The organism is Mucilaginibacter pineti (genome assembly GCF_900101875.1).
Lineage (GTDB): Bacteria > Bacteroidota > Bacteroidia > Sphingobacteriales > Sphingobacteriaceae > Mucilaginibacter > Mucilaginibacter pineti.
Map to the genome: position 1 here is coordinate 15,082 of NZ_FNAI01000005.1, position 20,806 is coordinate 35,887.

Consider the following 20,806-nt stretch of genomic DNA (forward strand, 5'->3'; position numbering starts at 1 on the left):
GAATGTATTCATTTACATCTACGCAAACAGATCATTCGCCTTATGCTGACTAATGATCGCTTCCCGGTATTTACTTAACAGGGCCGATTTGGATATAAAACCAATAAACAGGTTATCTTTTGTAACCGGCAGTTGCCACACATCAATAGCATCAAAGGTTTCCATTACGCTGCTGGCGGGCTGATCATAATCAATAATGGTAGGTGGCACTATCATTATATCGGCAATGGTACTTTCAGCAATTTCCTGGTTAAATAGTCGCCTGCGGATGTCATCTATCAATACTACACCTTCTAACCGGCCATCTTCCTTAAGTACCGGGAAAATATTGGCATCGGTTTTAGCCAGGATCTTATAAAAATCGTTGATTGTTGTTTGCTTATCAACGGCGGTATAATTCCTGTTGATGATGCTATCGAGCGTTATGGCGTTCAGCATCCCGTAATCCTGTCCGGGATGGATATCGTTATGATGAACTAAATGCTGCCAGTAAATATTATGCGGCGATGATAGCCTGGAAATTATGTATGATATAGACGCTACTATCATAAGCGGAATGAACAATACATACCCGCCCGTAATTTCGGCTATCAAAAATATGGCGGTAAGCGGCGCGTGCATTACCCCGGCTAAGGCCCCGGCCATGCCTACGGCTATAAAGTTACTGGTATTTAAATGCACAAGTCCGGTTAGGTTTACGCCGTATGCCACCAACAGGCCCAAAAAGGCCCCGGTAAACATGGTTGGCGCAAACGAGCCGCCATTACCGCCCGAGCCCAGTGTAATACCCGCGGCTATTATCTTCATTAATACCAACGCACCTATAAACAACAGCATAAGCAAGGGTTGCGATAGCCAGTCGGCAAATAAGGTTTCCTGTTTAAGGGCATCAATGTTGCCGTTTAAAATTTCCTGTAGGTAATGGTAGCCCTCACCAAAAAGCGCCGGGAAAAGCATGATAATGATCCCCAAGATCAAGCCGCCAGAAAGCGCGCGCACGTAGCGGTTTTGCTTTTTAAAGATGCCGGCTTCCAGTCTGCCGCCTACCTTTGTAATATAAATAGCAGTATAACCGCTTAATAATCCAAGCAGAATATAAAAGGGGATGGCGCTTACTACCCAGCCTTCGGTAACCAAATGAAACAGTTGCCCCGAGTATAATAATTTTGACACCACCACACCGGTTGCAGATGCTATGAGCAATGGAATAAAGGTAGGGATGGTTACCTCGCCGATCAGTATCTCCAACGAAAACAATACACCAGCAATAGGACTGTTAAATACCGCCGCTATACCCGCCGATGCTCCCGCTGCCAGCAATACTGTTTTTTCATAAGGCGTAAGCTTAAAAAACTTGCCCACGTTTGATCCTATTGCCGCGCCTGTTGCCACGATGGGTGCTTCCAACCCTGCCGAACCACCAAAACCCACCGTTAATGAACTTGTAAAAATATGCGAGTAGATATTGTTTAACCTAATGTTCGACCGGTTTTTTTTTATATTGATGAGTATATTACCTATCCCTTTTTGAATTTTATCGCGATTAATTAAATGCTGATAAGCTACCGCCAGAAATATCCCAAGCGCCGGTAAAAAAACGTAAGCTATGTGATAATAAAGGTGAGATGAAATCCGTCGACTCACATCTTCCATAAAATGAACCAGAAACTTTAGGGCAATGGCTGCCAGGCCGCCAAAGAAACCCACGAAAACGCTACAGTAGATCAAGAAGTTGCGCTGGCTGTTTCGCCGGAAGCGCCAACGGTTTATTTTATGGAAGATAGATTTTAACATATTTGATGCGAACAATACCAATGTAGGATTTTTTAATGCTAAAAAACTATTAAGCATTATATTTGCCCATGATTTCTTCGCAAAGATATGATCAAAGGGGTGTATCTGCCTCTAAGGATGATGTACATAATGCTATTAAAAACATCGATAAAGGCATTTTCCCTAAAGCTTTTTGTAAAATAGTACCCGATATATTAACCAACGACGATGCCTATTGTAATATTATGCACGCAGATGGAGCTGGTACAAAATCGTCATTGGCATATACTTACTGGAAAGAAACAGGCGACATATCTGTATGGCGCGGAATAGCACAAGATGCTATTATCATGAATCTTGATGACCTGCTTTGCGTTGGCGCTACAGATAATATCCTGTTGTCATCAACCATCGGGCGGAATAAAAACCTTATACCCGGCGAAGTTATTGCTGCCATCATCAACGGCACCGAAGAAATTTTAAGTGAGCTGCGCGATGCCGGCATAGGCATTTACTCAACAGGCGGCGAAACTGCCGATGTTGGCGACCTTGTGCGCACCATTATAGTAGATAGTACCGTTACCTGCCGAATGAAGCGCGACGATGTGATCAGCAACCACCGTATTACTCCCGGCGACGTTATAGTAGGCCTTGCCTCATACGGCCAGGCAACATATGAGAAAGAATATAATGGCGGCATGGGCTCAAACGGACTTACATCTGCACGCCACGATGTATTTAACAAAACTATTGCCAATAAATACCCTGAAAGCTACGATGCGGCCATCCCGTATGAACTAATCTTTAGCGGCAGTAAGAACCTCACCGATCTTGTTGATATCGGAAACGGCAAAACCATAACTGCCGGTAAATTGGTATTAAGTGCCACCCGCACCTACGCACCTATCATTAAAAAAATGCTTGATGGTTACCGCAGCCAGATCAATGGCATGGTACATTGCAGCGGAGGTGCGCAAACCAAAGTGCTGCATTTTATTGATGGATTGCATATTATAAAAGATAACCTGTTCCCGGTTCCGCCGCTATTTAAGCTGATACAGGAAGAATCAAAAACCAGCTGGCAGGAAATGTACAAGGTATTTAACATGGGTCACCGTATGGAGCTTTATGTACCTGCCGAAATTGCTGACGACCTTATCAAGATCTCGCAAAGTTTTGGCGTGGAAGCGCAGATCATTGGCCGGGTTGAAGCTGCTGACATTAAGCAGGTGACTGTAACATCAGAATTTGGGGAGTTTGTGTATAATTAATTATCTTACGATCTTCGCATAAAACAAAAAAGCTCCCCGGTAAATACCGGGGAGCTTTTTTGTTTATTTTATATGATGATTATACTCCAACAAAGGTAGTACCGTCATATTTTAGCGTGTGTGTTAAGTTAACAGTTGCAGAGCCATTGTATACAGAAATGGTAACTACAAATTTCTGGTCAACAACTGCAGCAGGGTACTTTGCTTTAAGTATAACGGCTATACCAGCATTGATCTGAGCATCTGTCCATGCGGAGGTAGAGCCAGACTGCTGACTAAAGTTACCGTGTGCCTTTAGGTTAGCAATAGCATCTGCACTTGCAACACCATCGATATTTGATATCGTGGTGTAATCAGCCGTTACAAGTGTATAACTAACCGTATTATCTGCAACCCAAACCCCATTACCCTTAATAAAGGATAAAGACTGCGGTAATGAAGTGGTTGTCCAGTTAGTACCATCAAAAGTTAATGCCTTTACGCGCTGAAATGTACCCCCACCAAAATATTTATAGCTTACATATTTAACATCACCAGCTTTTGCTGTAACAGAAACAGCAGGATCCGCCTTTAAAAATGTATTGAAATAGGCCGGAAGCAAAGCAGCATCACCAGAACTGAAATTGTTATTAGTGCCACCCTTACCTACCGAAGCATACTGTGCGGGAGAGATGGTGTATATTTTTTGCCATGCACCGTTCTGGAACAAAAATGATTGCGTTACGGTTGCTGTAGCACCACTTTCGTAATAAATAAAAGTTAACACTGCCAGCTGGTTAGCAGCCGCATTTGGATATTTGACAACTAACCATTTTAAAATTTGAGAGGCGCTGAAATCAATAAACGTGTTGCCTGGCAACAGTAAGTAATCATCCGGATTAACAAGCGTATAAGCCACATTGTTAAAAACTGAATCAGCCGGTTTTACCGTGATGGGCTGCGTTGCATACGTTACTGTAACGTTTGACTTATCGGCATAATTAGGATACTTTTTGGCAAGTATAGTCGGGATACTTGCTGCTGCATCATCTTTGGTATTAAAGCTTTTTGATTTGTAAGCATAATTACCAGTATCAAGCGATGTATAATCGGCGGCAGCTAAAGTAAGCACAAAAGTTTGCGGTGTACCGTTTGGCGTAGGTACCGGACCAATAGCCTCATATGTTTTATTCATTGGGTGGCAGGCGCTAATCGCAGTTGCTATTGCTGCAATCCCAAGAATGTTCATTAATATTTTTTTCATATAATATCTTTTTAAAGATGATTAAAAGTTGATTTTAAATGTGGTTGTATATGTTCTTGGAGAGCCGTACCATACGCCCAGGTTATTTGTACGTGCTACAAAATTATAACCCGCAGCTGTTGTCGGTAAGCTTGTTTCAAATCCATCCGCAACATACTCGGTATTTAACAAGTTATATACGTTACCAATAAACGCGGCATCAAGCCCGGCAAATTTAAAGCGATAAACAATATTTAAGTCAACTGTAGAAAAGTTAGGTAGTTGATAGTTAGTGAAATCTCCAGCTTTTGTTTGTTGTGTTGTAGTAATCTTTGTTGGATCGTATGATGCATAGTAACGAGCGTAGTAGTTATAGTTAGCACCAATTTTAATCTGTGGAAGTACTTGTACATCTAAACCTAAAGCGGCTGTAGTTTGTGCCGTTGTGTTTGCAGTACCAAACTCACCAATTTTTAAGCCTTTTAGCAACAATGCATCCTGAGTGGTTGTTTTTCCGCTGGTGCTTGTAACTTGTGCAGGGCCGGTATTGCTGGTATAATGAAAATCACCTACAGATAAGCTACCGCTAAGGGTAACATCTTTTATAGGACGTAATTTGGCATCAACCTCAACACCCTGGTGCAATTCATTTATACCGGAGATATTAATGGCGTCAAAGGTACCATCATCATTAGGGGTGGTAGATGAAGTTACTTTTGCCCTGTCTTTATATGATGATCTGTAAAGGTTCACATTAGCGCTGAACATTGAGCTTCTGAAACCGTAACCCAATTCATAGCTCAGTAATTTTTCTGGTTTTGCATTAGGGTTTAGGTCATTTTTCTTATTCAGGAAAACGCTACCCACAAGTGGTGCTCTTTGTATGTAACCAATATTGGCAAAAATATTGCTATGGCTATCTATGTTATAGTTAGCACCGCCTTTTGCCTGGTAACCTAAAAAGCTAACCCATTTGCTTGTTTGATTAGGATCGCTATTTAAATAGTTAAAATAATCAACCCTTCTGTTGCTGGTGTTATTTCCGGCAACACTTAAAAATGCCGATAGGTCGTCTTTAACATATTCACCTTGTAAATAAACACCTTCCGATGCAATTTCATACCTGTAATCGTTGTTAAACCTACCACCGTTACCAATATGGGCGTTAGGATTGTTTATATTACCTGATGGACCAGTAGCGGTATTAATGCGTGTATCAATAATATATGAACCACCAAGCAGGTCCTGAATCTGGTTGTAGTGTTCGCCTTCGTAATACCGGCCATCTACACCTGCTAACAGATCGATATCGCCAAGTTTCTTTTTATAGCTGCTTAATATACCGTATTGTTTATGATCGTTAACACTATTCAAAAGGTATCTGCTGGCAGTACCATCGGCATTTGCCAGGTTGGCTTTCGTAATAGCATCAAAATCAATGGGCGAATAGATATCACCTGTTCTTGGTACACCTTGTGAATTTCCGGGAGTTAAGTTAACATTTGTGCCAGAAAGGTAACGGGCCGCACCTGTACCATATGAAGCATATACCTGTGTAGACAGTGATGATGTTTCATTGATTTGCCAGTTATGATTTATTGAAGCTAATGGCTTATTGTAATAATTTTGCTCAGCACTATATAATTCGCCGTTAAGGTATCCATAATCAGAGTTATACCTGATACCCAGCGGGCTTGTTCTGTAAGTATTAATGGTATTAAAAGTATAGCGCTGACCGTGATTTTGTGATGCGCCCATAAAGTTGAACGACAACGTTTGTGACGGGCTTAATACTTTTGATATATTGGCAAAATAGCTATAACCGGTGTAATATAAACCCGGAGTGTAACCATCGCCAGTACTTCTTGACAACAAGAAAGATGATGCCCAGCCTTTGCTGGTTAAACCTGTTGCATAAGATAACACTGTTTTGAAGGAGTTGTAACTGCCTATTGACTGCGATACCGTTCCACCCTCTTCTAATTCGGTGCTTCTTGTAGTGATATTGATGGTACCACCCAATGACGGAACCGCCACTTTTGATGCACCTAAACCACGTTGTACCTGCATAGATGCAGTTACATCTGCAAGACCAGCCCAATCGTTCCAGTAAATTTTACCGGCTTCCACATCATTAACGGGGATACCATTAATCAAAAGGGCCACATTGTTACTGCTAAAACCACGGATACTAACACGCGAATCACCGTAACCACCGCCGCCTTTTGAGGTCATTACACCAGGGGCCGCTTTCAATAGCTCTGGAAACTCTGCGCCAGCGCCTTTTTCTTCGATGTAAACCTTGCCAACTGATGTAGCGGCGATAGGTGTACGTCTGTCAATTGCTAACGATGAGTTAGCCGTTATTACCACTTCTTTTACCGAAGCCGATGTTGGGTCTAATGTAATAGTTCCAAGATTTGATTCAGAAACTACCTGTTCTTTTGATACATAACCGATGTATGAAAATAACAGGGTTGTAGTTCCATCTGCCGGAACTTTAATTTTAAAACTGCCATCCAATGATACGGCGGCGGCTTTGGTTGTACCTTTAATGGTAACGGTTGCGCCAATAAGTGGCTCTTTAGTTTGGGCATCTAAAAGCTTACCCGTAATTTGCTTTCCACTCTCTTGCGCATAAGTTATGCCAATGGTAAAAATTGAAAATAATAAAAGAAGTAAAGTCTTCCTCATGTGGTGATTTTTTAATTATACGTTTAATTAATTGGCAGCAAAGATAAATATTAGCCTGAGTGACAATGTTAAATCAATATTAACAATTGGCAGTTTTAAACATTAGTAACGAAAAATTTACATTGAAATGTAAAACAAAACCATATCAATATAATTTTCGTTTTTTTAGTGCGGGTTCGTTATCATTTCAACAAAATTCCATCTTTTTTATGTTAAGCCCTTCTCCGATATAAAATTACGTTTCACGATAATTTCACCCACACCGGTGCATCCACAAAGTACTGCTAATTAAATATTTACACATCGATTTTAATCTTTATAACAGACCGAAATTGGTAAAACAAAAAAGGCCCAGTCATAAATGACCAGGCCTTTTTATTATTAAATTTTAAGCTTAGTTAAAGATATATCTTAAACCAAACTGTGCCTGCCAGCGTGAGCCGGGAGATACACCAGATGCTAAGTTTGCGCCATCACTGTAAGTTTTGGTAAGCGGAGCACCAAGGAAATATGGGAACGAGAATGTTGGCTTACCCAAGTCAGGATCGCCGGCTGTTTTAACCAAACCTTTGTATGATAAAAGCTGCGCCCTGTTCAATACCTGAACATTGCCCCAGTCTTTATTAAGCAGGTTGCCAACGTTAAGCACGTTAAACTCAAACTGTAAAGTGTTTTTGGTTTTTCCTTTACCTACAAATATATCCTGGGTAAAGTTAAAGTTAACCTGATTAAGGAACGGTAAAAGCAAGCCATTACGTTTCGCATATTCGCCGCGGTGTTTTTTCAAATAAGGGTCCTGGTTAATGTAATCATTTAACTGCGCCCAGATCTGATCTGGTGTACGCGGATCAGTGGTATTATCCTTTACTAAAACAATGTCTTTTTGGGTTTTAGGAATATAAATAAGATCGTTATTGGTAACGCCATCATTATTTAAATCGCCACTGTAGGTATAAGATGCAACGCTGGTACCAAGATTTGATACAACGCCCGAGTTGATACCCTCATAAGTTAAACCAACCGATGTGGCAAAGTTTTTTCCATAAGCTTTACGGTATGATACTGATGCTATAACACGATTAGGGGCATAATAATTTGAGTAAGATGTCACATCTGAGTTTGGATCGCCAGAAACCGGGCGACCGCTCCAGATAGATTGAGCTACTGAACCACCATCGTTAACAGTACGTGAATCACTATGGGTATAGGCCGCTGTGAAATTTAATTCCTTTACAGTTTTCTGGATCTGAGCAGTAATGTTGTAAGTGTATCCCTTGTTGGTGTTACGCATTAATTCGGCATCCGTAATGTTAGGATTAGCGGTTGTATTTAAACCAACGTGCGTAACCGGATCTGAAATTACAGGGAATAAGGTTTTGTTTGAATAAACTATCCTGTTATCCGGGCCAACCAGTGCGGTACCTGTTGCTGATAAAGCTACGTTTTGCTGATAAACAGCGTTGATATCTTTCGAGTACATGAACTCTAAAGTACCTATCATACCCCAAGGAAGCTTTTGATCAACAGCAACGTTACCCCTTAAATTTTTAGGATTTCTGAAGTTGTTATCAACTACTGCTAAGTTGTAATGCGCTTTGTCATTTTCAGTTGCCTGGCCTGGTGCAGGGCGATTAGCATTAGCATTGGGATTAAATACAAAATGTGGGTCGCTTTGCGGCGCATTTGCAGATGTACCAACTGTTGTAAGCGAGTACGAACCAAATAACACGCCATTATTACTTGCCTGGTTAGATATCCAAACATAAGGAGTTGGACCGGTGAATAAACCAACACCGCCACGCAGTTGGGTTGATGCATCGCCATAAACATCCCAGTTAAAACCAACACGCGGAGATAACTCTATTCTGCTTTTAGGGAATTTTGAAACATCAAGCTTAACACCATTTCTGAATACCAATGCAGATACATTTGGATTGGCTGATACGTTATTAAGGCTGTACAAAGGTAAATCGGCACGGATACCGTAGGTTAGTTTAAAATTATCAGTTGCCTGCCATTTATCCTGTGCATAAACGCCAATTGTAGTAGCACTTACTTTTGCAAATGGGAATGAACCATCTGGCGATAACGAATACCTGTATTGGTAAGTATTTGCAGTTGCTGCACCTGTATTAGCTGAATTATAAAAATCGGCCAGGCTGGAGAATACATAAGCACCATTATACTGCGGTGCAAAACCGTTAGTAAAGTGGTTTAACTCGTTTGATGTTCCTAAGCTTATCTCATGTTTGCCTTTATAAATTGTAAGGTTATCAGAAAGCTGGTAGGTATTTGTTTTAAGGATATTGAATGCGGTGAAAGGCTCATAACCAAATGCTGTAAGATCTGGTGAAGTGGCTGATCCGCTTTGTATGTCAACTAACGGAAAATCCCTGCCACCTAATGAGGTCCTGTAATCGCGCAATGCCTGGTAACCAGCAGTCAACTTATTGGCCATTGTATTGCTTATACGCGTATTTAACTCGGCAATAACAATGTTAAAGTTGTTATTGATGGTATAAAACGACGACTGGAAAGGCAATGTTGTAGCACCCGGCTGGCGGTTATTACTCGGCGCGCCGGAGTTGCTTGGAGCAATATCCTTATGGGATTTTAAATAGAAATATTTAACCGATAAAGTATTTTTATCGTTAATGTTCCAATCTAATTTAGTAGTAATTTTATCAGAATACGTTTTAAGGCTGAAGTTATCATAAGGCCCCGGATCGTAACCATATTTGGTTTTCAAAAAGTTCCTTAATGAATCAAGCTGATTTGCTGTTGCTGCAGATACCGAACCACCTGCCTTTTGACCAGGTTTTGCTGCCGTAAAGGTAGTAGCCGGATCGCTTATTCTCTCCTGTTCGCCAGATATAAAGAAGAATAATTTATTTTTAATTATCGGTCCGCCTATACTTAAGCCACGTTGGTTATAATCAATTGGGGTATTAATATTTGAAACACTGCCGGCATTTTTGCCGGTAAGGCCGGTTGTACGCTTGTAATAGTAAGCGGTTCCTTTAAATTCGTTTGTACCTGATTTTACAACGGTGTTAATACCTGTACCTGCAAAACGGCCCTGGGTAACATCAAACGGAGATACGGCAACCTGAATTTGCTCAATAGCATCAAGCGAAATAGGCTGTGAATTTGCCTGACCGCCCAACGTGCTTGCCAAACCAAATGAGTTGTTAAACAATGCACCATCCACAGTTAAGTTATTGTATGAATCGCTGCGGCCACCAAATGAACGACCATTTGCACTTGGCGCAAGCTTTGTGTAATCATAAATTGACCGGTTTAATGACGGCAAACGGTCAATTTGCGAACGGGTGATAATTTCCTGTGCACCTGTTCTTGAATTGTTAATGATCTTGTTTTGCGTGCCTTTAACCACAACCTCGCTCAATTGTGTACTGGCATCTAACAAAGTAGCGTTAATACGCTGATCCTGGCCCAGGGTTAACGTAATGTTATCCTGAACAAAGGCTTGGTAACCAACAAACGAAACTTTGAAGGTATACGGCCCGCCCACCCTTAAGTTGGGTAAGTTAAAACGACCATCAACACGACTTGTTGTTGAGTACACCGTACCTGTAGGTAAATGCGTAATTACCACTGTAGCACCAGGAATTGCCCCCTTACTATCGGTAACGATACCGTTTACTGTCGCAGTTGTAACTCCTTGTGCATTTACTTTGTTGCTAACAAGGGCAGTAAAACCGGTTAATAAGACTAAAAAAAGTAGAAACTTCCTCATAAATTGCTTTTAAATTATACTTTGAGTTAATTAATACAAAGCTATCTAATAGCCTGATTGCCAATATTAACTTAGTATTATCAATTTATATATATTTCAACATTTATTAATGTCAATCACACATATTGAAAACAAACAGGTAGATTATATATGATATTAGCAATTTATTAGCCATTTAGACAGTTATAATTTGCTACATCAAAAAATAATAACTCCAGCACAATAAAGAAAACCGTTCATTTTCTCATTTCGCCCCTTTTACTTAGCTTTGCGCCATTAAAAATCAGCCTGTGCGTAAACAACACCGGCTATATTTAATGCGTACAATCAAATTTTAAAGCATAACACATTTATCATTAAAAATATGGACTACGATTTAATTGTTATAGGATCAGGTCCGGGTGGTTACGTAGCAGCTATCCGCGCTTCCCAACTCGGTTTAAAAACCGCCATTATTGAAAAAGAATCATTAGGCGGCATTTGTTTAAACTGGGGTTGTATCCCAACCAAGGCTTTATTAAAAAGCGCACAGGTTTTTGAATACCTGAACCATGCTGCCGACTACGGTATCAAAATTAATGGTGCAGGCGAAGTTGATTTTGGAGCAGTAGTAAAAAGAAGCCGCGGTGTGGCAGACGGTATGAGCAAAGGTGTTGCCTTTTTGATGAAAAAAAACAAAATCGATGTTGTAAACGGTTTTGGTAAATTAAAGGCTAAAGGCGTTGTTGAAGTAAAAGCTGCCGATGGCACCACTAAAGACATTAGCGCTAAGAGCATCATTATAGCAACAGGTGGCCGCTCGCGCGAGTTGCCAAACCTTAAACAGGATGGCAAAAAGGTTATTGGTTACCGCCAGGCCATGGTGTTGCCGCAACAGCCAAAATCATTGGTGGTAGTTGGCTCGGGTGCCATAGGTATTGAGTTTGCATATTTTTATAATTCAATTGGCACCAAGGTTACCGTTGTTGAATACCTGGATAACATTGTGCCTTTGGAAGACGAAGAAGTATCAAAAGGTTTATTGCGCATCCTTAAAAAACAAGGCATCAACATCATGACCAGCGCCAACGTTGAGTCTGTTGATAGCAGCGGCGAGCTTTGCAAGGTAAACGTAAAGACAGCTGCAGGTACCGAAGTTATTGAAGCCGAGATTGTATTATCAGCAGTTGGTATCTCTACCAATATTGAAGGTATCGGCCTTGAAGAGCTTGGTGTTAAAACCGACAAAGGCAAGGTGCTGGTTGATGATTATTACAAAACCAACATCGAAGGTGTATACGCCATTGGTGATATTGTTAAAGGCCAGGCACTTGCTCACGTAGCATCTGCAGAAGGTATTATCTGTGTTGAAAAGATAGCCGGTCAAAATCCGCATCCTTTAGATTATAACAACATCCCGGGCTGTACTTATTGCTCGCCAGAGATTGCATCTGTAGGCTACACCGAAAAAGCAGCTAAAGAAGCAGGTTACGAAATTAAAGTGGGTAAATTTCCATTCTCGGCATCAGGTAAGGCAAGTGCTGCCGGTGCTAAAGATGGCTTTGTAAAACTAATTTTCGATGCCAAATATGGTGAGTTTTTAGGCGCACACATGCTGGGCTTAAATGTTACCGAAATGATTGCCGAAGTTGTTACCGCCCGCAAGCTGGAAGCAACCGGTCATGAGATCATTAAATCGGTACACCCTCACCCAACAATGAGCGAAGCCGTAATGGAAGCAGCAGCGGCAGCTTACGATGAGGTAATACATTTGTAAGTCAAAAATAAAAATTCAAAAGTCAAAAGCCGGCTGCTGTTATAAGCAACTGGCTTTTGTTTTTTGATGACAGTTGTTTTTTATTTCATCATGCAAAGCATTTTTGACTTTTGAATTTTTAATTTTGAATTAATATGAAGCTACACACAATAGATACCGGCTTTTTTAAATTAGATGGCGGAGCCATGTTTGGTGTAGTGCCTAAAGCTATATGGCAAAAAACCAATCCTGCCGATGACAATAATCTTTGTACATGGGCAATGCGCTGCCTGTTGGTTGAGGATGGTAAACGACTTATATTGGTGGATACCGGCATAGGAAATAAGCAGGACGAAAAGTTTTTTAGTCACTATTACCTACACGGCAATGTAACACTTGATAGCTCACTGGCTGCACTTGGTTTTCACCGGGATGACATTACCGATGTGTTTTTAACCCACCTCCATTTCGACCACGTGGGCGGAGCAGTTGTTCGGGATGGTGATAACCTGTTGCCGGCCTTTAAAAGTGCGGTTTACTGGAGTAACCCAAAACATTGGGATTGGGCCGTTAACCCTAATGACCGTGAAAAAGCATCTTTTTTAAAAGAAAACATCCTGCCTATACAACAAAGCGGGCAACTGCAATTTATTGACGCTCAGGACGGCGTAGCTTTTATCAACGATTTTAATATCCGTTTTGTATCGGGCCATACCGAGGCCATGATGCTGCCGCTGATAAACTATAAGGGGCGCAGTATATTATATATGGCAGATCTGCTTCCGTCCATCGGTCACCTGCCATTGCCCTATGTAATGGCTTATGATATGTTTCCGCTTACTACCCTAAAAGAGAAAAAACTGTTCCTGACCGAGGCTCTGGAAAAAGACTACATTCTATATTTTGAACACGATCCTATAAACGAATGCTGCACCCTGCAACCAACTGAAAAAGGCATAAGGGTTAAGGATACGTTTAAGTTGAGCGAACTTTGATTTAGTATCGAGTAGTTAGTATAGAGTATCAAGATTTTCATAGTAGATAATCCATCGAAACATGTCTTGATACTCTATACTCACTACTTTATACTTCTTATCTATATTCCAAAATATCTCCCGGCTGGCAATCCAACGCTTTACAGATAGCTTCAAGTGTTTCTATACGGATGGCTTTGGCTTTGCCGGTTTTTAGGATGGATAGGTTTGATATCGTGATGCCCACCCTATCGCTTAGTTCATTTAATGACATTTTACGCCGTGCCATCATTACATCAAGATTCACAATTATCGGCATCAGTTAAATGGTTAAGGATAACTCATCTTTTAACCGGGCACCTTTCTTAAAGGCCTCGGCTATAATAAACAGCAGGATAGCCAGTATCAGTGCAGAGAAATTAAAAGCCGACGCATTTAACACTTTTAACGGTGCATGAATCATCAATACTTGTTGGTGGTAAGTAACTTGTTGATAAGCAAAATCAAGCAGGGCATACAGCATAAGCAGCAAGCCAATATTTTTTATCTGCTTAACGCATTTAAACTCAAACATTGTCCCTTCACTAATATTTCTGATAACCTTATTGGTAGTGTACGCAATTGCTATCATCACAAACAACACCACGAATGTCAGGGATACCTGTAAACCCGTTATCAAATAATGGGTATCTACTCTTTTATCATCAACCCAAACATCACTGCTAATGGTAATATTTTGCAGTATATAGTTGTTGCCCACCTTTAAATCGGCCCCTGGCTTATGGGTTATAAAACTTCCGTCGAAAACGGTTTGCAATGGCGGCCCGTGCGATACGGTTTCGCCATTAATATTAACCACATCGGTTAATCCGTCTTTAAAACCCTGCCATGCATCTAAAGCCCCATCCTGTATAAACAGCAAACCAAACGCAACATAAACCAGCAGTTGCAAACTCTGTATTTTTTTCATTACCATAACAATAAACTATGCCCAAAGCAAAATAAAATTTATTACAAATCAAAATTTATTTATTGAATAACAATAAATATTAATTGTTTTACAGATCAATAAATTATTTTTTTTATTTTGACGCTTCTATTGCCATTATCAACTTATATGTTTTATTTTAGAAACAAATTTTTAGTTTTGCACGTTCTATTCAGAATACAACGAATAGAGAGGTTTATTAAATAGATGAGACAACTCAAAATAACGCAATCCATTACCAATCGCGAGTCGCAATCGCTGGATAAATATCTTCATGAAATTGGTAAAGTTGATCTGATAACGGCCGAAGAAGAAGTAATATTAGCCCAAAAAATTCGTGAGGGCGATCAGGCTGCATTAGAGCGTTTAACTAAAACCAATTTACGCTTTGTTGTGTCTGTTGCCAAGCAATATCAAAACCAAGGTTTAACCCTTGGCGATTTAATTAACGAGGGTAACCTTGGTTTAATTAAAGCCGCTAAACGTTTTGATGAAACAAAGGGTTTTAAATTTATCTCCTACGCCGTTTGGTGGATTCGTCAGTCTATTTTACAAGCAATTGCCGAGCAATCCCGTATTGTTCGCTTGCCCTTAAACCAGGTAGGTTCATTAAGCAAAATAAGTAAGGCATTTTCAAAACTGGAGCAGGAATTTGAGCGTGAACCATCGCCAGAGGAACTGGCAGATATGCTGGAAACCACGGTTGATAAAATATCTGATACACTGAGCAATTCTGGTCGTCATGTATCAATGGATGCGCCATTTGTACAGGGCGAGGAAAACACTCTGCTTGATGTTTTAGAAAACCATGAACCCAATACCGATTCGATACTGATCAACGAATCATTATCTGAAGAGATCAAACGTTCACTATCTACCTTAACCGAGCGTGAGCGCGAGATCATTGTATTGTTCTTCGGTTTAAGCACCAATCATCCGCTGTCATTAGAAGAGATAGGCGAAAAGTTTAACCTTACCCGCGAACGCGTTCGTCAGATTAAAGACAAAGCCCTGCAACGCTTACGCCATACCTCAAGAAGCAAGATCTTAAAATCGTACTTGGGATAATCAAAATATACAATCAAAAAAAGCCAGGACTTAGGTATTTCAAACACCTGAATCCTGGCTTTTTCATTTAACAGGTATTCCACGTAATTTCAATAAACAACTATTTGTATTTAGTGTTTATACCTCATGCATCCAGCCCATTATGAAAATCTTACCCCTGCCCAGGCTATAGCGCATCAGCATGAATTGCGCCGAAAAGTTGATATAAAGCCGCTGGAAAAACCTATCCGTGTTATTGGCGGGGCCGATATATCTTTCAATAAAGATTCGGATATAGTGTATGCGGGCATTGTATTATTCAACTATCCCGAATTAAAAGTGATAGGTACCGCAACAGCCATCAGCAAAACTAAATTTCCTTACATCTCTGGTCTGTTGGCTTTCAGGGAAGTACCGGCCTTGTTGGATGCCTGGCTAAAACTCCCCATAATGCCCGACCTCATGGTTTTAGACGGTCAGGGTATAGCTCATGAACGCCGCCTTGGCATTGCCACACATTTTGGTTTGGTTACTGATACACCCTCCATCGGCAGCGCCAAAAGTCGTTTATATGGCAGGTATGATGAACCCGCAAACATCCCTCTTGCTACAAGCCGTATGTATGATAACGGCGAGGTGATTGGCACAGCAATTCGCAGTAAACGAAATTGTAACCCTATTTACGTGTCGCCCGGCCACCACATCAGTATGGAGCAGAGCGTGGAGGTGATAAAAAATTCCCTGCGTGGCTATCGCATTCCCGAACCTACCCGCCAGGCCCATCTACTGGTTAATAAAATAAGAATTGAAGATAGCGGCAACAATAATTTGCAGATTAATCTGTTTGATTAGCTATCACAATTACATTTGAAACGTTCAGGCATTATTACCCTCCAGTTTTACCGGCTGCTGCTGATATACAATGTTACCTTTACCTTGCTTCCAATGTCGCTCGTACTTTTAAATTCGGGCAGCATCAATACCGGCGTTTTTATTTATTCCAAGATAGTTGGTTTTATGGCGGGTGTGGGCCTCCATTACTTTTCTGAAAAGAAAACCTACTTTTATTTTCGCAATTCCGGCTACCGCGTAACCCGGATAATTACCTCCGCTTTTGTTATAGATCTATCCATTTGTGCCATAATAATAACCGTATCTAAACTCCTGTTATATGCCGCCGCTCACATTAAAGGTTGATAGCGTTCAACTCGCTTATAACGACCGTAAGATATTGCAGGATGTTTACCTGCAATGCACACAAGGCGAAATTGTGGGCGTTCTCGGTCGTAATGGATGCGGTAAATCGTCATTATTGCGTATCATCTTCGGTATTGTAACACCGAGTTTTAAATATGTAAGCATCAACGACAAATTCATTTCCAAGGGTTACCACAACGCGCGCATCGCCTATCTTCCGCAGCATAACTACCTGCCCCGCGGCATCAAAATAAAAGACCTGGCCAAAGGTTTTATCGACAACATATTCTGGGATGAATTCAGCAGTCTGGATATTTACAAAAACCACTTTAACAAAACAGCCGGCGAGCTTTCGGGCGGCGAGCTAAGGCAGCTGGAAACCCTGATGATCATCTACAACAAAGCCGATTTTATTTTGCTTGATGAGCCATTTACCCATATATCGCCCATACAGGCCGATATAATAAAGCCCATCATCAAGAAATGTGCACAGCACAAGGGTTTTATTATTACCGATCATCAATACCGTAATATTCTTGAAATAAGCGACAGAATAGTACTCATTAACGATGGCAGTACCAAGCACATCAAATCAACCGAGGAATTGGTTACCTGGCGATACCTGAACCATATTGATTAATTCACTATTGGTGTAACATATAACCCTTTTGCGCTGTCTATCTTCATATAAACCGCGGATGCCTAAGTTTTTAATTTACCTTGCCCTTTTATTCTCGCTTGTATGCCTGCAAAGAGCATCGGGCAGTGAAAAGGTATCGGTAAACGGCATTACATTCAAAAACGCCATCCGCGATCCCGACCCTGATCCATCCGGTGATTTCACAACCCTTATCGTACCCATAAAAAGGGCCGGCAACCTTATTATTGTGGAAGCCCAGATAGATTCTGTGGCCGGCAATTTTGTGCTGGATACCGGGGCTCCCTATTTAGTACTTAATGAAACTTATTTCAGGGATATGCCTAAAATGGCCGATCAGGAATCGGCCGGACTTAACGGAGGCACCTCGGGCTCGTTCACCACTATAGTTCACAACTTTAATATATTAGATCTGCATTATTCCAAGCTTACTGCCGATGTTACCGACCTATCGGCTATTGAGAACGGGCGTAATATTAAAATACTGGGTTTACTGGGTACAAGGTTGTTTTCAAAACTCGCCATTACTGTCGATCTGTTCAGGAACACGCTTTACATACAAAAGGTGGATGATGAAGGCAATATCCCCGATGCGCAAAAACTTTTTCATGACCGTTTTATGGTTACACCATTTAGGTTTATGAATGATGTGATATTTATGAAGGGTTCGGTTAACAACAACACCTTATGGTTTGCCTTTGATACTGCCGCCGAAACAAACCTTTTAGATTATGACAAGTCAAAAAACGTAGCAGAAACAATGCAGGTTATCAGCCGCACAACAACAACGGGTATCGGCGGGTCGTCATTACAGGTAATATATGCCAGGTTTGATGAATTGGTGGTGGGCGACCGCAAATTTATGCACAACCGCATACTGCTTACCAGCCTGGATAAAATGGGTAAAGCGTACGGGCACACGGTTGATGGTATTTTGGGATACGATTTTTTTGTGCGTGGTATATTCACCATCAACTTTGTTAAAAAAGAATTTGAAATGTACATTTACAAGAACGAGTAATTTATGAATAGGTCGAAGTCCATATTTATTGCTTTTTTGCTGCTCACCGGCATCGTTATCGGTGCAGGGGCGCAAACGCGCAATAACCTTATTTTGGGCAACGATCATTTGATATTGCTGATCGATCTGCGGTCGTCAAAGTCGCAGCTGGACAGTATCCTGAAAGCTGCCGGTATAAAAGGTGCCAATACAAACGATCTTTTAAAAGGTGATTTTACGGCGCTCACAAAAGATGGCTGGAATGTTACTGAGCGCCAGAAAAACGTGATCCAGTTTAATCGCTCGTTAACCGATTTAAATATTAATGCCCAGGGCAAACCCTACCTCATTACTACAAATCTCAGCAGCGGTAACGACGAAAACGGTCGCCCGGGTTATCCTGCCGATGAAGCCTTCGGGATAAATAACTTTTCGAAGGTAAGCGTTCATGAACTTCCTACGGGCATAACCCGCTTTTTCCTGCCGGGATTTTTGCAGGCTAAAAGAGTACTGCTCTCGGGCAGTTTCAACAACTGGAGTACCCTTAAAGGCGTAATGACCAAAACAGATAGCGGCTGGGTTGCTGATGCAAAACTGGCAGCAGGCGTATACGAATACAAATACATTATAGACGGCCGCTGGCAACGCGACAGAAACAATTTCAATAAACATCCCGATGGGTTTAATGATGTAAACTCGGTTTATTATCGGTACAACTATACCTTTAAACTACCCGGCTTTGCTAACGCACATAAGGTGACGCTGGCCGGGAGCTTCAATAATTGGGATGCCGGCAATATCATCCTCGAAAAAAAGGGTGGCGTATGGCAAAAGCAGCTTTACCTACATGATGGCCCTCATGCCTATCGTTTTTTAGTTGATGGCAAATGGACAACAGATTCCGCGAACCCCGCAACAGAGAAAGGCACCGATGGGATTACGAACTCGGTAATTAACCGTGGAGAAACCGTTAATTTTAAACTTAACGGCCATCCCGACGCAAAAAAAGTATACATAGCCGGGAGTTTTAACGGATGGAAACCCGACCAGATCAATATGAAAAAAGTACCGGGCGGATGGGGTATCTCCTTAATAATACCGGCTGGCAATTACGGTTATAAATTTATTTTTGATGGCAACTGGACAACAGATCCGCAAAACCCAAGGCACGTTATTGAGGGGGGCGAGGTAAATTCATTTATTGCAGTTAAGCCTAATTACACATTTAAATTAAGCGGATATAGTAACGCAAAGAGTGTACGGATAGCAGGCAATTTTAATGATTGGGACCCTGACGGTTTGGTTATGGATCATACGGGCAATCAATGGACTATTAATATATTCCTCAAAAAGGGCAAATACCGTTACAAATTTATGGTAGACGGGCAATGGGTACGCGACCCTGCAAATAAATTATGGGAGCAAAACGAATATAATACAGGAAATTCCGTTTTATGGATAGAGTAGCGAGTCAAGAGGTGAGAATCAAGAGTCAAGACAAGGTTTACATTGAAAGAATTAACCATTTTGAATAAAGCCACAAATATGTATTTTCTTGATTCTTGACTCTTACATCTTATTTCTTATTTCTCACTATATTAGCTTTAACAGAACTGAAAATTTATGACTGTCCCTATATACCAGGCCGACGCTTTTACTGATACCTTGTTTGGTGGTAACCCTGCTGCTATTTGTCCGCTTAAGGAGTGGCTACCCGACGCCACTATGCAGAAAATAGCGATTGAAAATAACCTTGCCGAAACCGCCTTTTTTGTAAAAACAGGCACAGGCTACAAACTCCGCTGGTTTACGCCTGAGTATGAGATTGACCTTTGCGGCCATGCCACACTGGCATCGGCACATATATTATTTACTGAACTTGCTTACGATGGCGATATTATCAATTTTGAAACCATTAAGGCCGGAACGCTAACTGTGAAACGGGATGGTGATAAGTATACAATGGATTTTCCATCAAGGCCGCCAATACCCATTGAACCACCAAATGGCCTGGCCGAAGCTTTAGGTGAAAAAGCACCGGTAGCTTTTCTAAGATCTCGGGATTATTTTATTGTTTACGAAAAGGAACAGGATATAATTGATCTTACGCCCGATTTTTTTGCTTTATCAAAAATGGATACCGTTGGGGTAATTGCTACTGCTCCAGGCGATAATTCTGATTTTGTATCGCGCTTTTTTGCGCCTGGCGCGGGTATCCCTGAAGATCCGGTTACAGGCTCGGCACATTGTAACCTTATACCTTACTGGGCAAAAAAACTGGGTAAAAACAACCTGCACGCCTACCAGATCTCATCACGCCGCGGCGAGTTATGGTGCGAACTAAAGGGCGACCGCGTGCTAATGAGCGGCAAAGCAATTACTTATTTAAAAGGCGAAATTAAGTTTTAGGCATTAGGTTTAGTTAACATCATTATCACAACAATGCCCCAATTTATCTATTGGCAGCATTGTTGTGCATTTTCAATA

Annotated in this window: 16 protein-coding genes; 10 read left to right on the forward strand and 6 right to left on the reverse strand. The window is 41.1% G+C overall.

Annotated elements, in window-relative coordinates:
* Positions 1-18: 18 nt before the first annotated feature.
* The gene (locus BLS59_RS12435; RefSeq protein ID WP_162842620.1) at positions 19-1,794 is read right to left on the reverse strand and encodes a chloride channel protein; all 1,776 of its coding nucleotides are present in this window, start codon (positions 1,792-1,794) and stop codon (positions 19-21) included.
* A gap of 68 nt (positions 1,795-1,862) precedes the next feature.
* Here BLS59_RS12435 and BLS59_RS12440 point away from each other — a divergent pair, with 68 nt between their 5' ends.
* Positions 1,863-3,044 carry an AIR synthase related protein gene (locus BLS59_RS12440; protein WP_205411256.1) on the forward strand — a complete coding sequence of 394 codons (1,182 nt, stop codon included), beginning with the start codon at positions 1,863-1,865 and terminating at the stop codon, positions 3,042-3,044.
* A gap of 79 nt (positions 3,045-3,123) precedes the next feature.
* Here BLS59_RS12440 and BLS59_RS12445 read toward each other — a convergent pair whose 3' ends face one another.
* The 3 genes from BLS59_RS12445 to BLS59_RS12455 all read right to left on the reverse strand — a co-directional run bounded on the left by BLS59_RS12445 (position 3,124) and on the right by BLS59_RS12455 (position 10,720).
* Positions 3,124-4,287, reverse strand: a complete 1,164-nt coding sequence (locus tag BLS59_RS12445) for a hypothetical protein (protein WP_091149616.1) — start codon at positions 4,285-4,287, stop codon at positions 3,124-3,126.
* Positions 4,288-4,308: 21 nt separating this feature from the next.
* Positions 4,309-6,960 (reverse strand): TonB-dependent receptor, encoded by a 2,652-nt coding sequence (locus BLS59_RS12450; protein ID WP_091149617.1) that lies wholly within the window; start codon positions 6,958-6,960, stop codon positions 4,309-4,311.
* 394 nt (positions 6,961-7,354) lie between these two features.
* Positions 7,355-10,720 carry a TonB-dependent receptor gene (locus BLS59_RS12455; protein ID WP_091149618.1) on the reverse strand — a complete coding sequence of 1,122 codons (3,366 nt, stop codon included), beginning with the start codon at positions 10,718-10,720 and terminating at the stop codon, positions 7,355-7,357.
* A gap of 364 nt (positions 10,721-11,084) precedes the next feature.
* Here BLS59_RS12455 and lpdA point away from each other — a divergent pair, with 364 nt between their 5' ends.
* Positions 11,085-12,476, forward strand: a complete 1,392-nt coding sequence (gene lpdA, locus BLS59_RS12460) for a dihydrolipoyl dehydrogenase (protein WP_091149619.1) — start codon at positions 11,085-11,087, stop codon at positions 12,474-12,476.
* Between the two features lie 134 nt (positions 12,477-12,610).
* Positions 12,611-13,450, forward strand: coding sequence for an MBL fold metallo-hydrolase (locus BLS59_RS12465; protein ID WP_091149620.1), 840 nt, complete (start codon positions 12,611-12,613; stop codon positions 13,448-13,450).
* A 97-nt stretch (positions 13,451-13,547) separates the two neighbouring features.
* Here BLS59_RS12465 and BLS59_RS12470 read toward each other — a convergent pair whose 3' ends face one another.
* Both BLS59_RS12470 and BLS59_RS12475 read right to left on the reverse strand, forming a co-directional pair.
* Positions 13,548-13,748 carry a helix-turn-helix domain-containing protein gene (locus BLS59_RS12470; protein ID WP_091149621.1) on the reverse strand — a complete coding sequence of 67 codons (201 nt, stop codon included), beginning with the start codon at positions 13,746-13,748 and terminating at the stop codon, positions 13,548-13,550.
* Between the two features lie 3 nt (positions 13,749-13,751).
* Positions 13,752-14,399 carry a DUF2975 domain-containing protein gene (locus tag BLS59_RS12475; RefSeq protein WP_162842621.1) on the reverse strand — a complete coding sequence of 216 codons (648 nt, stop codon included), beginning with the start codon at positions 14,397-14,399 and terminating at the stop codon, positions 13,752-13,754.
* A gap of 225 nt (positions 14,400-14,624) precedes the next feature.
* On the opposite strand from BLS59_RS12475, the gene BLS59_RS12480 reads away from it, so the two are divergent.
* The 7 genes from BLS59_RS12480 to BLS59_RS12510 all read left to right on the forward strand — a co-directional run bounded on the left by BLS59_RS12480 (position 14,625) and on the right by BLS59_RS12510 (position 20,728).
* Positions 14,625-15,485 carry a sigma-70 family RNA polymerase sigma factor gene (locus tag BLS59_RS12480; RefSeq protein ID WP_091149623.1) on the forward strand — a complete coding sequence of 287 codons (861 nt, stop codon included), beginning with the start codon at positions 14,625-14,627 and terminating at the stop codon, positions 15,483-15,485.
* A gap of 126 nt (positions 15,486-15,611) precedes the next feature.
* Complete coding sequence (gene nfi, locus BLS59_RS12485; protein WP_091149624.1) at positions 15,612-16,316, forward strand: deoxyribonuclease V; 705 nt, start codon at positions 15,612-15,614, stop codon at positions 16,314-16,316.
* A 15-nt stretch (positions 16,317-16,331) separates the two neighbouring features.
* Complete coding sequence (locus BLS59_RS12490) at positions 16,332-16,661, forward strand: hypothetical protein (protein ID WP_091149625.1); 330 nt, start codon at positions 16,332-16,334, stop codon at positions 16,659-16,661.
* Complete coding sequence (locus BLS59_RS12495) at positions 16,636-17,301, forward strand: ATP-binding cassette domain-containing protein (RefSeq protein WP_091149626.1); 666 nt, start codon at positions 16,636-16,638, stop codon at positions 17,299-17,301. Before BLS59_RS12490 ends, BLS59_RS12495 begins: the two co-directional genes overlap by 26 nt.
* Before the next feature lie 58 nt (positions 17,302-17,359).
* Entirely contained in the window at positions 17,360-18,340 is a 981-nt protein-coding gene (locus tag BLS59_RS12500; protein ID WP_091149627.1) for an aspartyl protease family protein, read from the forward strand.
* Between the two features lie 3 nt (positions 18,341-18,343).
* The gene (locus BLS59_RS12505) at positions 18,344-19,786 is read left to right on the forward strand and encodes an early set domain-containing protein (protein WP_091149628.1); all 1,443 of its coding nucleotides are present in this window, start codon (positions 18,344-18,346) and stop codon (positions 19,784-19,786) included.
* A 156-nt stretch (positions 19,787-19,942) separates the two neighbouring features.
* A complete protein-coding gene (locus BLS59_RS12510) occupies positions 19,943-20,728 on the forward strand; it encodes a PhzF family phenazine biosynthesis protein (protein WP_091149629.1) in 786 nt (261 codons plus the stop codon).
* The last annotated feature ends 78 nt before the right edge of the window (positions 20,729-20,806 follow it).